The sequence below is a fragment of the Salinibacterium sp. G-O1 genome (assembly GCF_030063305.1).
GTDB lineage: Bacteria > Actinomycetota > Actinomycetes > Actinomycetales > Microbacteriaceae > Rhodoglobus.
Window position 1 is genome coordinate 950,025 of the sequence record NZ_JASISV010000002.1, and the last position, 14,675, is coordinate 964,699.

At 64.4% G+C, this 14,675-nt stretch carries 17 protein-coding genes; 4 read left to right on the plus strand and 13 right to left on the minus strand.

Annotated features, from left to right (window positions below; genetic code table 11):
* Positions 1-822: a site-2 protease family protein gene (locus tag QMG83_RS11040; RefSeq protein ID WP_283505407.1), complete on the plus strand. Its 822-nt coding sequence runs from the start codon at positions 1-3 to the stop codon at positions 820-822.
* A gap of 8 nt (positions 823-830) precedes the next feature.
* On the plus strand, positions 831-1,388 hold the full coding sequence (gene rsmD, locus QMG83_RS11045; RefSeq protein WP_283505408.1) for a 16S rRNA (guanine(966)-N(2))-methyltransferase RsmD: 558 nt from the start codon (positions 831-833) through the stop codon (positions 1,386-1,388).
* Positions 1,389-1,404: 16 nt separating this feature from the next.
* Here the strand turns inward: rsmD and thiL are convergent, their stop codons facing one another.
* Positions 1,405-2,397 (minus strand): thiamine-phosphate kinase, encoded by a 993-nt coding sequence (gene thiL / locus QMG83_RS11050; RefSeq protein WP_283505409.1) that lies wholly within the window; start codon positions 2,395-2,397, stop codon positions 1,405-1,407.
* 25 nt (positions 2,398-2,422) lie between these two features.
* Between thiL and QMG83_RS11055 the strand changes: the two genes are divergently transcribed.
* Entirely contained in the window at positions 2,423-2,923 is a 501-nt protein-coding gene (locus QMG83_RS11055) for a DUF3515 family protein (RefSeq protein WP_283505410.1), read from the plus strand.
* An 8-nt stretch (positions 2,924-2,931) separates the two neighbouring features.
* Here QMG83_RS11055 and QMG83_RS11060 read toward each other — a convergent pair whose 3' ends face one another.
* From QMG83_RS11060 to QMG83_RS11095, 8 genes are all read right to left on the minus strand, one after another.
* A complete protein-coding gene (locus tag QMG83_RS11060) occupies positions 2,932-4,023 on the minus strand; it encodes a D-alanine--D-alanine ligase family protein (RefSeq protein WP_283505411.1) in 1,092 nt (363 codons plus the stop codon).
* Complete coding sequence (locus QMG83_RS11065; protein WP_283505412.1) at positions 4,024-5,052, minus strand: NAD(P)H-dependent glycerol-3-phosphate dehydrogenase; 1,029 nt, start codon at positions 5,050-5,052, stop codon at positions 4,024-4,026. It lies immediately after the preceding gene.
* Complete coding sequence (locus QMG83_RS11070; RefSeq protein ID WP_283505413.1) at positions 5,039-5,821, minus strand: lysophospholipid acyltransferase family protein; 783 nt, start codon at positions 5,819-5,821, stop codon at positions 5,039-5,041. Before QMG83_RS11070 ends, QMG83_RS11065 begins: the two co-directional genes overlap by 14 nt.
* Before the next feature lie 40 nt (positions 5,822-5,861).
* A complete protein-coding gene (gene murA / locus QMG83_RS11075) occupies positions 5,862-7,229 on the minus strand; it encodes a UDP-N-acetylglucosamine 1-carboxyvinyltransferase (protein WP_283505414.1) in 1,368 nt (455 codons plus the stop codon).
* A gap of 51 nt (positions 7,230-7,280) precedes the next feature.
* The gene (leuD, locus tag QMG83_RS11080; protein ID WP_283505415.1) at positions 7,281-7,877 is read right to left on the minus strand and encodes a 3-isopropylmalate dehydratase small subunit; all 597 of its coding nucleotides are present in this window, start codon (positions 7,875-7,877) and stop codon (positions 7,281-7,283) included.
* Positions 7,877-9,331 carry a 3-isopropylmalate dehydratase large subunit gene (leuC, locus tag QMG83_RS11085; RefSeq protein WP_283505416.1) on the minus strand — a complete coding sequence of 485 codons (1,455 nt, stop codon included), beginning with the start codon at positions 9,329-9,331 and terminating at the stop codon, positions 7,877-7,879. Before leuC ends, leuD begins: the two co-directional genes overlap by 1 nt.
* 163 nt (positions 9,332-9,494) lie before the next feature.
* Positions 9,495-10,130: an FHA domain-containing protein gene (locus QMG83_RS11090; RefSeq protein ID WP_283505417.1), complete on the minus strand. Its 636-nt coding sequence runs from the start codon at positions 10,128-10,130 to the stop codon at positions 9,495-9,497.
* 123 nt (positions 10,131-10,253) lie between these two features.
* Positions 10,254-10,541: a WXG100 family type VII secretion target gene (locus QMG83_RS11095; protein ID WP_283505418.1), complete on the minus strand. Its 288-nt coding sequence runs from the start codon at positions 10,539-10,541 to the stop codon at positions 10,254-10,256.
* 144 nt (positions 10,542-10,685) lie between these two features.
* Here QMG83_RS11095 and QMG83_RS11100 point away from each other — a divergent pair, with 144 nt between their 5' ends.
* Complete coding sequence (locus QMG83_RS11100) at positions 10,686-11,720, plus strand: hypothetical protein (protein WP_283505419.1); 1,035 nt, start codon at positions 10,686-10,688, stop codon at positions 11,718-11,720.
* Here the strand turns inward: QMG83_RS11100 and QMG83_RS11105 are convergent.
* Genes QMG83_RS11105 through QMG83_RS11120 form a run of 4 tightly spaced genes read right to left on the minus strand, consistent with a single transcriptional unit; the run spans position 11,692 to position 14,598 of the window.
* Complete coding sequence (locus tag QMG83_RS11105) at positions 11,692-12,309, minus strand: hypothetical protein (protein ID WP_283505420.1); 618 nt, start codon at positions 12,307-12,309, stop codon at positions 11,692-11,694. The two genes, QMG83_RS11100 and QMG83_RS11105, sit on opposite strands and share 29 nt — an antisense overlap.
* A complete protein-coding gene (locus QMG83_RS11110; RefSeq protein WP_283505421.1) occupies positions 12,302-12,883 on the minus strand; it encodes a hypothetical protein in 582 nt (193 codons plus the stop codon). The genes QMG83_RS11105 and QMG83_RS11110 overlap by 8 nt, the downstream gene beginning before the upstream one ends.
* Before the next feature lie 24 nt (positions 12,884-12,907).
* Positions 12,908-14,263 carry a hypothetical protein gene (locus QMG83_RS11115; RefSeq protein ID WP_283505422.1) on the minus strand — a complete coding sequence of 452 codons (1,356 nt, stop codon included), beginning with the start codon at positions 14,261-14,263 and terminating at the stop codon, positions 12,908-12,910.
* A gap of 2 nt (positions 14,264-14,265) precedes the next feature.
* Positions 14,266-14,598, minus strand: a complete 333-nt coding sequence (locus QMG83_RS11120; RefSeq protein ID WP_283505423.1) for a hypothetical protein — start codon at positions 14,596-14,598, stop codon at positions 14,266-14,268.
* Between the last annotated feature and the right edge of the window lie 77 nt (positions 14,599-14,675).

Here is a 14,675-nt window from a genome sequence, read left to right on the forward strand (position 1 = left end):
GTGACGACGAGCGGAATGGGGCGCGGCGACGACCGCGCAGGGTACGGCGAGAACGTTCCACGCGACCCGAGATCGGCGCGCCGGGCAACCAGTCACCGTCCGTCCCCGATCTTCCTCGGGCTCGTCGCAGGTGCTGCCGTCTCGGGCTGGGCGTTGTGGTCCGGTATCGGCCCCGCCGCCGTCATGGCGTTCCTGTTCGTCCTGTTCTTCTGGGTGATCTCGCTGTCACTGCACGAATTCGCTCACGCCCTCGTGGCCTACCGCAACGGCGACGAATCCGTCGTATACCGCGGCTATCTCACACTCGATCCGCTGCGCTACACCCACGTGATGTTCAGCCTCGTGCTGCCCCTCGTGTTCCTGGTCGCCGGCGGCATCGGACTCCCGGGCGGCGCCGTCTTCATCAACCGTGCGGCGATCCGAACCCGTTTCGCGAACTCGGCGGTCTCCGCCGCCGGCCCCCTCACCAACCTCGCCATCGCGGTGGTTCTCGCCGCAGCCCTCACCCTCCGCGAGGGGTCGAGCCCGTTCTGGGTGACGATGGCGTTCCTGCTGTTCCTGCAGGTGACCGCAGCGGTGCTGAACCTGCTGCCCGTGCCCGGTCTCGACGGCTTCGGCATCATCCAGCCATACCTGCCCGACCGAGTGCTCACCGCCGTCGCGCCGATCGCACCCTTCGCGATGCTCGGCCTTTTCGCGCTGCTCTGGATTCCCGCCCTCAACACGGCGTTCTTCTCCATGATCCTCGGGATCATCTCGTTCCTGGGCGTCCCGCCGCTGTTCGTGTGGAGCGGCCTCGACCTCTTCCGTTTTTGGAGCTAGCAACCACCATGACCAGGATCATTGCCGGATGGGCCGGATCGCTCACGATCGCCGTTCCCGGCTCGGGAACCCGCCCCACAAGCGACCGGGTGCGCGAAGCCATCTTCTCCGCCCTTGAAGCCCGGGACGCCATCGCGGGTTTCCGCGTGCTCGACCTGTACGCCGGATCCGGCGCGCTCGGGCTCGAGGCGGCCTCACGAGGCGCCTCGCACGTCACGCTCGTCGATCGCAACATCCAGACCGGCAAGCTCAACGCTGCGCGCATCCTGAAACAGGCGCCAAAGGGCACGAAGCCGACCATCGAGACGACCTCGCAGGCCGTGCAGCCGTTCCTCACCTCGGCCCGCGTCTTCTGGGACCTGGTGTTCATGGATCCGCCCTACGAGCTCGGCCTTGCCGACATCGCGCAGAATCTCGAGGCGCTCGTGCCGCGGCTCTCGCCCGGCGCGATAGTCGTGCTCGAGCGTAGTTCCCGCACCCCGGAACCGGAGTGGCCGGCCGGTCTCACCCTGGAACGCCGCAAAGATTACGGCGACACCGCACTGTTCTGGGCCAGCACCGAGTAGCCAGGGCGGCTGCAGCTCAGCCTGTGTGGCCGTCCCAGCCCACATACGGGTCCCAGCCGCTCGTCTCATCGTACGCAACACCGTCGACGAGCACCCCGGCGCCAGCAACCACGGTACCGATGGCCCTGAAACCACCCGGCAACCCAGTCGAGGCGGGGAACGTGGCCAGCAGGCTGTGATCCTCACCACCGTCGAGCTGAAGTCTGCCGCCGACGGCCGCGCTCGAGAGGTCGATCGCTACCCCACTCGCTTTCGCCAGCCGCCGGGCGTCGATCGCGAGACCGTCGCTGAGGTCGAGCATGGCGGTCGCCCCGGCGATCGCGGCGGCGGGCCCGTCTGCGATGGGCGGCCGCGGTGTGAGTTGGGCCGCGATGGCGGCCCCGTGCTCGAGTTTGAGCCTGGCCGCGGATGCGGCATCCGGCACTGAATCGACTGTTCCGCCCTCGAACAGCAGTCGCAGGCCCTCCGCCGCGGCGCCCAGCACGCCGGACACCGCCACGATGTCGCCCGCCGATGCGCCGGAGCGCAGCACGGGGTCGCGCCCCTGAAGGTCACCGATGGCCGTCACCGCGATGGTGAACACCGAGGAGACCGAGAGGTCGCCTCCGACCACGCCGCAGCCGGGCGCGAGTGCGTCGCAACCGTCGCGGAGTCCGTCGCTGAACTGTTCGAGCACGGACACCGCGGTGTCTGCCGGAACCGCGAGCGCGACGACGAGGGCCGTCGGCACGGCGCCCATCGCGGCGATATCGGCCAGGTTGGATGCCGCGGCCTTCCACCCCAGGTCGTGCGGTGTCGACCACGCGAGCCGAAAGTCCGGGCCGTTGATCATCATGTCTGTGGTCATGACGACCCGCCCGTCCGGCGTCGCCACGACCGCGGAATCGTCTCCAGGACCGATCAGCTCGGCGGTCGCCGCTGGCAGCCTGGGGAAAATCCGGGCGAGAACCGCCTGCTCGCCCAGGCTCTTGAGGGTGTCGCCCGGCGATGGGTGCTCGGCTGTCGTCATACTTCACACGGTAACCTGATTCTCGATGAGATCGACCCGCGCAACCCTGGTGACCGCGCTGGTCGCACCCCTGCTTCTGGTGTTGACCGGCTGCACCCCCGTCGTCGTCCTCGATGCCGCGGATGATGCCGCCAATCCGGCGTGCGCGCCGATGATGGTGCGCCTGCCAGACACCGTCGGCGGGCTGCCGTCACGCAGCACCGATGCTCAGGCGACCGCGGCCTGGGGCGAACCCGCGACGGTTCTGCTTCGCTGCGGAGTTCCGTCGCCCGCACCGACGGCGACGCTGCCGTGCATCACGGTCGCCGGTATCGACTGGTTGCGTGACGACGCAGACGACCCCAACTTCGTGTTCACGACCTATGGGCGCTCCCCCGCCGTCGAGGTCATCATCGACAGCGACGGCGACCCCGACGTCGGCACGGACGGCGTCTCGGGGTTCGAAGCGCTGAGCGACCTCGCGGCAGCGGTCAGCGAGATCCCGGCAGACCGGGCCTGTGTCTCGCCCGAGGACACGACCCGGTAAACCCGCGGTCAGCGAACCGTCTGCAGGCCCAGCTCGATCAATTCATCGATGAGCTGGGGATAGGCGAGCCCACTGGCTGCCCAGCACTTGGGGAACATCGAGATGGGTGTGAATCCCGGCATCGTGTTGAGTTCGTTGACCACGAAATCGGTGCCGGTGAAGAAAAAATCGACCCGAGCGAGACCCGATCCGCCGATCGCCTCGAATGCGCGAGCTGCGACCCGCTGCATCTCGGCCAGCTGACCGTCCGACAGGTCTGCGGGGCACACGAGTTGGGCGGCCGAGTCGTCGAGGTATTTGGCGTCGAAGTCGTAGAAGCCATCCCCCGCGATGATGATCTCGCCGGCGAGGCTCACCCTCGTCGCGCCTGAATCGCGGCCGGAAAGCACGGCGCACTCGAGTTCGCGACCGACGATCGCCTGCTCGATGAGGGCCTTGCCGTCTTCCGCCCAGGCGGTGGCGAGCGCAGCATCCAGCCCTGCGGCGTCTGTCACCTTGGTGACGCCCACCGACGATCCTGCGCGCGCTGGCTTCACAAAGACCGGCAGGCCGAGGGATGTCGCCCGCCCCCGCCAGAGCGCGTTGTCTGCCGCCCACTGCGCCGCCGTGACGGTCACCCAGGGGGCCACTGTCACACCGACCGCCTCGAGAGCTGTCTTGGCGAAATGTTTGTCCATGCCGAGCGCGGAGGCTAGCACGCCGTTGCCGACGTAGGGCAGGCCGAGCAGCTCGAGCATGCCCTGCACCGTGCCGTCTTCACCAAAGGGCCCGTGCAGGATGGGGAACACCACGTCGACGGTGCCGAGCGAGCGACTCTCGCCAGCGGCATCCGTCACCGACAGCTCGCGAGAGGCCGCGGAGTCTGGCCACGAGACCCTGGTGCCGTTGTCAGTAACGACGGGCATGGCGGACGGGTTCAGCGTGAACAGCGCGGCGTCGTCCGGCTGGAGCGTGAACGCGCCCTCTTTGGTGATGCCGATGGGGATGACGTCGTACTTGTCGCGGTCGATGGCAGACAGCACGCCGCCAGCGGTTGCGCAGCTGATCGTGTGCTCGGAGGAGCGCCCGCCGAAAAGCAGTGCGACTGTGAGTTTGGGCAACTATTCCCCCTGCGGGATGTCGTCTGTCGTGAGGTGCGGAGCGATATCGCGCGGGTTCAGAGTACCGGCAAGAACCTCGGCAACCTGGCTCACGATCGGCATTTCAACGTTTTTCGCCAGCGCCAGCTCGAGGATGGGCGCCACGGATGACAGCCCTTCCGCGGTCTGGTTCATCTGCTTGATGACCTCGCTGAAGCTGTAGCCCTGGCCGAGCAGCCTGCCAGCAGTGTTGTTGCGCGACAGGGACGATTCGCAGGTGGCGATGAGGTCGCCGAGGCCGGCGAGCCCAGCGAGGGTTTCGGCCCTCGCACCGTAGGCGACGGCGAAGTCCGTCATCTCGGCGAGGCCCCTCGTGATGATCGACGCCTTCGTGTTCTCGCCGTAGCCGACACCGTCGACGATGCCGATGGCGACCGCGATCAGGTTCTTCAGCACCCCGCCGAACTCGGTGCCGATCACGTCCGTGTTCACGTACGAGCGGAAGTATCGGTTGGTGGCGGTCATCGCCACCGCTGTCGCGGTGTCGAGGCTGTCTGAGGAGACGACGGCCGCGGTCGGCCACTCTTTCGCGATCTCCAGCGCGAGGTTCGGCCCGGATACAACGGCGACCCGTTCGCCGTCGACGCCGAGTTCCTGGCGGATCACCTCGCTCATGCGCGCGCGGGTGCCTTTCTCGACGCCCTTCATGAGCGACACAATGACCGCCTCGGCGGGGATGAGCTCGCGCACGATCCGCAGGTTCTCGCGAAGCGACTGGGCCGGAACGGAAAGATAAACCTGCTCAGCACCCTCCAGCACCTCGGGAAGCCGCGCAGACGCCCAGAGGGAGCGCGGCAGGTTGATGCCGGGCAGGTAGTCGCTGTTGCGTTTGGACTGTGAGATCTCGCGTGCGAGCTCGGGCCTGCGGGCCCACATGGCCACGTCCGAACCGCCATCGGCGAGGATCTTCGCAAACGTCGTACCCCACGACCCGGCCCCGAGGACGGCGACCTTGCGCGCCGGGACGGGTGAAGCGTCAGTGCTTGTCATGGAAGCGTCCAGTCTCGGTTTGGCCGTGGTCGGCGGGGTTCCATCGTTCAGCGGGCGCGGTCTCACCGCGAAGCTCTTCGACGAGCGACGTGATCGCCGCCATCAGTTTGGCCGTCGCCTCGGCGAGCACCCGCGAGTCGCGTGGTCGATCGGCGAATTCGCTGAGGTCCACCGGTGTGCCGAACACGATGTCGACGTTCTTTCTGGGGAAGAAGCTGATGCGGTTGGTCTTCTGCGGCATGATCAGCTGAGCGCCCCAGCTTGCCGCCGGAATGAGCGGGATGCCCGCATCCAGCGCGGTGCGCACCGCCCCGAACTTGCCGCGCATCGGCCAGCTGTCCGGGTCACGCGTGAGGGAACCCTCGGGATAGATGACCACGGCGTGACCGGCGGCGGCAATCTCCTGCGCCTGCTTGAGAGGCCCCACGCCGTCGCGCGAGGCACCGGAACGCTCGACCGGAATCTGCTCGGCCTTCATCAGCAGCGCACCCACGATCGGATTACGGAAGAGCGACGCTTTCGCGAAGTAGCGTGGCATCCTGCCGGACTTCCACAGGCCGATGCCGATCACGATCGGATCGACGTTGCTGTAGTGGTTGGGCGCCACCACGAAAGAGCCGGTCTCTGGCACATTTTCGAGCCCGCGAACCCGATAGCGCGCGAGCAGGTTCATGAGGGGAATGAGCGCGGTCGCGAAAAACCTGAAGATCGCGGTCTTCTCCGACTTGCGCTTCGCGGGGCGCGTCGTCGATGACGTGCCTCGCGTCACAGTTGGTCAGCCTTCATGAACACCACTCTACGAAGAAGTGCTACCCCTCGTAGACGAAATCGGCGCCGAGTAGCTCCAGTTTGTCGATGAAGTGCTCGTAGCCCCTGCTGATGATGCCCACGTTCGAGACGGTGGACTGCCCCTCGGCTGTGAGCGCTGCGATCAGGTGACTGAAGCCACCGCGCAGGTCAGGGATCTCGATCTCGGCACCGTGCAGTTTGGTTGGACCGGTGATGACGGCGGCCTGCTCGAGCGGTCGACGCGGCACCCGGCGGCTCACCGATTCGAGTCCCTCCTTGTGCACGACAATGTCTGCCCCCATCGAGATGAGCGCGTCGGTGAAGCCGAAGCGGTTCTCGTACACGGTCTCGTGCACCACGGAACGCCCTTCGGCCTTCGTCAGCGCGACGATGAGCGGCTGCTGCCAGTCGGTCATGAACCCAGGATGCACGTCGGTCTCAACGACCACGGGCTTCAGCGGCGTTCCGGGGTGATAGAACCGAATGCCGTCTTCGTGAATGTCGAACGCTCCCCCGGCCTTGCGGAAGATGTTGAGGAACGTCATCAGCTCCTGCTGCTTCGCGCCCCCGACGAAGATGTCGCCCTCGGTTGCGAGTGCTGCCGAGGCCCAGCTCGCTGCCTCGTTGCGGTCGAAGAGTGCGCGGTGCTCGTAGCCCTGCAGCTTCTCGACACCCTCGATGAAGATGACGCGGTTCGGCTCGACCGAGATGATCGCGCCCATCTTCTGCAGGATCGCGATGAGGTCCATGATCTCGGGCTCGATCGCGGCGTTCTTGAGCTCGGTGACACCCTCCGCGAGAACGGCGGTCAGCAGCACCTGCTCGGTCGCACCGACGCTCGGGTACGGCAGATCGATCTCGGCACCCTTGAGGCCGTTGGGGGCGGTGAGTCGGATGCCTTCGTAGCTCTTGTCGACGACCGCGCCGAACGCGCGCAGTGCATCCATGTGGAAGTCGATGGGCCGGTCGCCGATGCGGCAACCGCCGAGGTCGGGGATGAGCGCCTCGCCGAGCCTGTGCAGCAGCGGGCCGCAGAACAGGATGGGGATGCGGCTGGAACCCGCGAGGGCATCGATCTGCGAGAAGTGCGCTTTGAGCACGTTGCTGGGGTCGAGTGTGAGGTTGCCGTCGCCGTCATCGCCCACCGAGACGCCGTACGCCTCAAGCATGCCCGTGACGATAATCACGTCACTGATCACTGGAACGTTTTTCAGCACGCTGGGGGTGTCAGCCAGCAGTGCAGCAACCATCGCCTTCGTGGCGAGGTTTTTCGCGCCGCGCAGCTCGATGCGTCCCACCAGCGGCTTGCCGCCGTTGATGACGATCTTGTCTGACTGGAGCCCAACCCTTTTGGCCGCCTTCTGGGCATCCTTCGTAAGAGAATTCATGCTCACCTCTGTGTTGCAATAGCAAAAGCCATCGAATGTCGGTTTACCCGTTCAGCGAACGGGTAGAGTTTTCGGCCGCCAGCTTTCGCGCGTTGCCTCAAACTCCGTGATTCGCGCTTCATCGCGCAGGGTCAGGCCAATGTCGTCCAAACCCTCAAGCAAACGCCACCTAGTGTAATCATCGATCTCGAAAGGAAAGCTGGACTTGCCTGCAGTCACAGTTTTCGCTATGAGGTCGACCGTCACTTCAATGCCAGGCTGTTCATCGATGATCAACCAGATCGTTTCGATATCTTTCTCCGAGAGCTGGGCCGCGAGCAGCCCCTGCTTGCCGGAGTTGCCACGGAAGATGTCACCGAACCGTGAACTCAGCACCACGCTGAATCCGTAGTCCCGCAACGCCCACACCGCGTGCTCGCGGCTGGAGCCCGTGCCAAAGTCCGGCCCGGCCACCAGCACGGTGCCCCTGGTGAAGGGCTCACGGTTGAGCACGAACTCAGGATCCTGGCGCCAACCGTGGAACAGGGCATCCTCGAAGCCGGTCTTGGTAACCCTCTTGAGGAAGACCGCGGGGATGATCTGGTCGGTGTCGACGTTCGAGCGCTGCAGCGGAACCGCAATTCCGGTGACGGTGGTGAACTTTTCCATCAGACGCCTGCCTTCGCGACGGTTTCGGGCAACGGGCTGTTGTCGAGGTCCCACGGGCTGGAGAGAGTTCCGCGGATGGCCGTAGCGGCCGCGACCAGCGGCGAGACGAGGTGGGTTCGGCCCCCCTTGCCCTGTCGGCCCTCGAAGTTGCGATTGGAGGTGGATGCACAGCGCTCGCCCGGCGCGAGCTGGTCCGGGTTCATCCCGAGGCACATCGAGCACCCGGCGAATCGCCACTCTGCACCGAACTCCTCCACGATCTTGTCGATGCCCTCTGCCTCAGCCTCAAGCCGGACTCGGGCGGAACCCGGCACCACCATGACGCGGACGCCGTCGGCCTTCGTGCGGCCCTGGATGATGGAGGCGAAGGCGCGAAGGTCTTCGATGCGCGAGTTGGTGCAGGAGCCCATGAACACTGCGTCGACCCTGATGTCTTTCATCGGGGTGCCGGCATCGAGGTCCATGTACTCGAGGGCGCGCTCGGCGGCGGCCCTGTCGTTAACGTCGTCGTACGCGGTCGGGTCGGGCACGGCGTCGCTCAGCGAGACGCCCTGGCCCGGGTTCGTGCCCCACGTGACGAACGGCTCGAGAGTATTCGCGTCGAGGAATACTTCGGCGTCGAAGACGGCCCCATCGTCGGTGGGCAGCGTGTTCCAGTAGGCAACCGCGTCGTCCCAGTCCTGGCCCTCCGGCGCGTGTGGCCGGCCCTTCAGGTAGGCGTAGGTCGTCTCATCCGGAGCGATCATTCCGGCTCGCGCCCCAGCCTCGATCGACATGTTGCAGATGGTCATACGACCCTCCATGGAGAGGGACCGGATGGCGCTGCCGCGGAACTCCAGGACGTAGCCCTGGCCGCCGCCGGTGCCGATCTGCGCGATGACCGCGAGGATGATGTCTTTCGACGTGACTCCGGGGCGCAAGGTGCCTTCGACCGTGACGGCCATCGTCTTGAACGCCTTCAGCGGCAGGGTCTGAGTGGCGAGCACATGTTCAACCTCCGAGGTGCCGATGCCGAACGCCATCGCGCCGAACGCGCCGTGAGTAGACGTATGGCTGTCGCCGCAGACGACAGTGATTCCCGGCATCGTCAGGCCGAGCTGCGGGCCGACGACGTGCACGATGCCCTGCTCGATGTCGCCCAGCGAATGAAGCCGTACGCCGAATTCGGCGGCGTTGTTGCGCAGGGTCTGGATCTGGGTGCGGCTGGTCAGGTCGGCAATGGGTTTGTCGATTGCCAGCGTCGGGGTGTTGTGGTCTTCCGTGGCGATCGTCAGGTCGAGGCGACGCACGCCGCGGCCGGCCTGCCGGAGGCCGTCGAAGGCCTGCGGGCTGGTGACCTCGTGCAGCAGGTGCAGGTCGATGTAGATGAGGTCAGGGGTGCCATCTTCGCCCTTGACGACGAGGTGGTCTTCCCAGACCTTCTCGGCCAGAGTTTTGGGAGTTGTTTCAGTCATGGATCATGTCCTTCTTCGTTTCGATCAACCCAGCCGTGAAATGTCTACGCAGACAAGACTCCGCGACGAGGGAGGCAGGTGGCTAAGCCTCGTCGCGGCAATGAAGAAGAAGTCGACCGAAATACATGTGTCGAGGGTATCACCGAGGTGGCTGGGGAGCCGGTCAGGAGTGTTCGACCTGAATCACGAGGTCACCCAGTTCAAGGTCGGCGCCGGGGGGCACAGCGACGCGCTCGCCTGGCAGCACCTCGATCGCATCCGTGCCCTCCTGGATGATCCATACCCCGTTTGTCGAGTCGAGGTCGTGAACCCACAGCGTGTCTGCATCGACCTCGAGCATGGCGTGCGTCTTCGAGATCGACTTCGCCGCGTCCGTAATCGCCAGCACCGGCGCGTTCTCATGCCCCGATGTTGCGACGGGATTGCGGCCGAGGAAGAGCACACGGCCCACAACGACGGGCGGTGAACCCTCGAACACGAGCCGCCACGCGCTCTGCGGGCGGCTCACATGCACTGTCGCGTCATCCAGCTGCTCCGCTTCCGGATCCTGAATCGGAACAGGAGGGGAGACACCCGGCTGTGCCGGAAAGAACACGACATCGGGTTTCGATGGTGGAGTCCGTAACCGCTCGGCGGGCAATTTGAACGTCGCGGAGTCTGCTAATCCCGGCGGAAGGACGATGACCTCGTCGCCCTCGGGCTCGACGCTGCGCGAGGGTTCGTCATTCGGGGCGGAGGGCGTGGACGCTGGGGGTGTGAGCCACGGCGGGGGTTCGATGAACCCTTCGTTGCCTGCCATCCACACTCCCCGTTGCTCGCTGCTTCTTTCGACCAAACTTTAGCGTGGTCGATAAGACACTGGCACACAACAGGGAAGGGGAGGCGCTGTGCGCCTCCCCTTCCTCTCGAAACCTTCCGGCTGTTAGCGGCCGGCGAGTGCCTCGTCGAGTTCCTTGATGGCCTGCATCATGCCCCTCAGCGCCTCGCCCATGTCGCCGATTCCGTCGGTAGCGGTCTTGAGCCCGGTGGTGAGCTCGGTGTATCCGTCTCCGAACTTGCCAGACGCGTGCTGCGTCTTGAAGTCGTTGCCGAGAAGCTCGTCGACCTGTGACTTGAGCTGGTCGAGCTGGTCCTGAATGTTGTCCCGTGCGGTGGCGAGCTTGCTCGCCATTGACTCCATCTCCGCGTAGGAGGCTCCGAAATCTGCCATTGTTCTACCTTTCCGTTTCAGGTTGGTCCGAACTCTGGACCGTTTTCTGGTGGTGTTTGCAACGGTACCCAGATACTGACTACCGCTCAATGGGTAGTGGTACCCACGTTCGCGGGTCGCCCCCGGGTGGGTACGGTTGAGTCCGTGAGCAACTCCCCCGACCCCGCGACGTGGGCGTCCACCGTGAGCCGCCGACACTACTCTGCGCGTCGTGATGAACTCGATGCACTGATCATCGCGATGGTGCCCAGCTACCAGTCGACGGTCACCGCAGAGCTCGAGCGCTTCGAGTCGGGAGCCTCATCGGCGATCTCGCAGTACGACGCCGAGCACGCCGGGCCTGCGTACGCCAGACCCCCTCACCCGCGCCTCGCTGTCGTTCTGTTCTGGGTGTACTTTTTCGCCACTGCGGTCGCCTTTGGCATCATGCTTCCCATCGGAGGACGCAGTGTGGGTGCCTCCCGCTTCCCGGACTCGTCCTGGCAATACCTGATCGTCGTCTCGTTCGCCCTGTTTGCGGTGGCGGTGCTGACCCAACTGATTCGAGCCTTTCCGCTCAGGCCGGGTGTTCCACCACGCAAGGATCTTGCATGGTTGCCCGCGGTTCTGGGAATTCCTGCTCTTGTCGTCATGTATCTGAGGGTGCGGCAGGACATCGGAGTCGATCCCCTCTGGGCGAACCTCACCGCCGCAGTGCTCAGCGTCAGTGTGCTGTACTGCATCATTCGGTGGGTGCGGCGAGCGCGCCATCCGGAACTCACTCGAGTGGTCGACAGCGCCGATGACGTGCGCGTTCGCACCCTGCGCGCCCGGGTGCTGGAATTGGGCAACCGTCACGCTGAACGCATCATCGAGCATTTCGATGCCCTTCCGCGCGACGAGCGCGACACCCTGCGCGATGCCTTCGATTCCAGCGCCGACATTCTCCGCAACCGGGGTTTAGTCGGGCGGGGCCAGCCGCGTGATCGTCGGCGGATCACCAAGGTCAGTGTGGGCCGCCTTACCCCTGTTCCCGGATTCCTGCTGTTGGCGACCGCGATCTCACGCGCGTGGAATCCGGACCCTATGATCTACACCCGCCGCCGCCGAATATCCTGGTTTGTCAGCGGATGGGAGCGGCAGCCGAGATTCGGCGGTCCAGTGTCGAAAACTACTGCTCCCGACCGGTCACCCAGGTAAACGTCGCAACTATCGAATCGCTGAGCGCGATGATCGCTTCGAGAGTCTCGTCATCGATTGTCTTTTGCGCATCCTGAATGATCGAGGCCGACAGGAGCAGCCCCAGCTTGCGCCCCGTTCCGGCCACCGGGATGGCGTAGTTCACCTGCTCGTTGATCGCGCCGGGAAGCCCGTCAAGATTGCGGATGGTTCGCCGCCATCGCACGATCTTGCGGTCGGAACCGAGAAAGTCACCACCGAAGTCGCGAAACACCTGGGTGATGCGATCGTCGAGCGGTAAGCCCAATGGATCGAGAAGCCTCGAAGCCGTGATTGACATGGGGATCACCGAATCCTCAGCGACATCCACCGGCAGATACATCGCTAGTGCGTCGATCGACCGCAGCTGGCGAAAGGCACTCTTGATTGAGGCGGTGAGGGCGAAATCGATGTCAGGTCGAGCCATGCGTTTGATCTTCGCCCGGGTGCGCACCAGCACGTCGCGCTCCGAGTCTTCGTCCACTCCGAAGCGAGTCCAACCCTGCGGGAAGAGAAGCCGATAGCCCGGCATTTCGAGGGCCGAGGTTGCAATCGGCACTGAGTCAGTCATTGATCACCATGGATTCGACGATGTTCCACAGCTCTTCGCCCATCAGCCCGATCACCGCGGGGTCGATGCTGCGGGCAGTCACCACGAGCATCGACTCGCCCGGAAGGAAGACGTACACGGCTTCGGCGTAGCCGGGAAGGTCGTCGCCTCCCGTCGCGGACGTTTCGCCGGCTCTGATCCGGCTGAAGGCAACCCCATCGCCAAGATGAGCTGTCGTCACCGGCTGCAGCTCGAAAACTATCTCACTGCTCAATTCGGAGACGAGGGATTCCGCCGTGACGTCCTCTCCGCCCGGTCGCGCGCTGAGCGCGATGTGCACGTAGGCGACCGCAGGAAGACCATATGGGCAGTACCACAATGCCGCGGTGCGCTCGGGACTGATCGAGGTGAATTGATCCTCGAGATGACGAGGAAGGAGTGCGTCGTAGGGAGGCTCGCTCCACTCGGCAGCAACCTTATATTTCCCGGCGATTCGCCTGGTCCACTCTTCCAGACTCGCGTCTGGGCCATCGGGAAACTCCAATGGCAGCATGAGCCACCGCTGCGACTCGTAGATCAGATCAAGCGTGGGCATGTCGTTACTCCTGAGCACATCGAACTAGTTGCTGGCCAACTCGCGCTGCCAGCTTCCCATCGAGTCCGAATCCGAATGAGAATCCATCAGTCCCGAGATGAGTCCCTGGACTTCGATGCCAGGCTTCACCAGCGTATCGATGACATTCGCTCCCTTGTCGAGACCGGAGAGGGCGTCCTGGAGCCCGTCGAGCGCCGAGCCGCTGAGAAGTGCATCCATCTGACGCACGATGGTCGGCTTGTGTCCACCGAAGGCGTTCGCCATTCCCTCAGCCATGTCGGCAGACCCGCCGCCGAGAAGCCGGTTGCGCAGCACAGAAGGGTTGAGAGACGGCTTGCCGAAGAAGCTGGAAAGATCGGCGATCTCGTCCCCCAGCGCACCGACATTGCGGTTGACAAAGTTTCCCGACCTCCGCCCCGCCTGGTTGACGAGAGTCGTGTTGTCGATCAGGGACGGCAGGCCCCGCGCGGCCCGGAATTGCTGAATACCGGTGAGCCCGATCGCATCGGCACCGAAGCCCTTGAGGAACACAGAGAACTTCGTGGTGCCCTTGAAAACGCCCTTGAGTTGCGCGAGTCGCCCGAAGGGGATGACTCCCACCACGGCGATGGCGATGTCCCACCCGCTGCCACGTCCCCTCGAGACTTTGACGATCGTCAGCACCAGGGTTGCGATCGCCACGATCGCTGCGAAAGCGGCGATGAGCGGGCCACCGATGATGACAGCGGCGATCGCGAGCACAATTCCGGCGACGGCGAGCACGTTGAGTGCAATCTCGATCCAGGGAAGCTGATTGTCCCAGAAGGTGTCTTTCACACCATCCTCATTCGCATCCTTCAGACCCTCGACCGCGTTCTCGTAGGCCTCATCCCAGGTCTCGTAGGGGGCGTCGTACAGAGTGGCCTCATCGTGCCAGGCCTTCCATGCCGCATTCTTCGCGCTCCCCAGCTCGCCGTTCGCGGTTTCACGCGCGATCTTCTGTTCCGGCGTTTCGTCAGCGGGCACGGTTGCGGAGGTGGCGTCGGTGAGGTTACCAAGGGCGTTCTGGTAGGCGGTCCACAGCGTTTCGCAGTTTTCGACGATGCTGTCGATCACCGTCTGGGCCGACGACAGAGCAGTGCCGTAGGTGCGGACGACACGACCGCTCGGCTCGTAGAGCTCGCCGGCGCGCCCCAGATCGGTGTGCAGGGAGTTGACGTTGTCTTTGATCTTCTCGACGGAATAGCCCTTGCCCTCCGTTCCGTTCTTGATCTTCTCGAGGATGAGCGCCGACTCGCGCATCTGCATCCCCAGATTCTCCATGTCGACGCCGCGTTGGTAGATGACGGACGCGTCGCCGGAGATCTTCTCGATGCTGTGATTGCGGGGTGAGTTGTGCATTGCTATTCCGCCTTCGGGAGGTTTTGTGACTCGTTGTCGTCGAGTTCCAGTTGTTGGCTCGCTTCCAGATCCCAGTTGACCCAGCCCTTGCCAACCCCTTCGACGTGCTCCAATATGTCGGCTACATCCTCTGCCAGCGTCTGGCGCTTGTCGTCCCACTGGTGCTCGAACGAATTCGCCTGGTTGCGGAGAGAGTTGCGGCCCAGCGGGTTGCCGATGGCCGCCTCAAGGGCATCCGACCTGTTCTTCGCGTTCTCGAACTCGACGATGATCTGCTTCAACGATCCGCTGAGCTCGTTGAGAACCTCGTACGGAATCTCGACGTCATTACCCATGGTGTGCTCCTCACTCAGTTCCGCAGCACTGCTGCGACAACCAGAACTTTCTCCAGAAGGCTATTGGTGCCCATCGC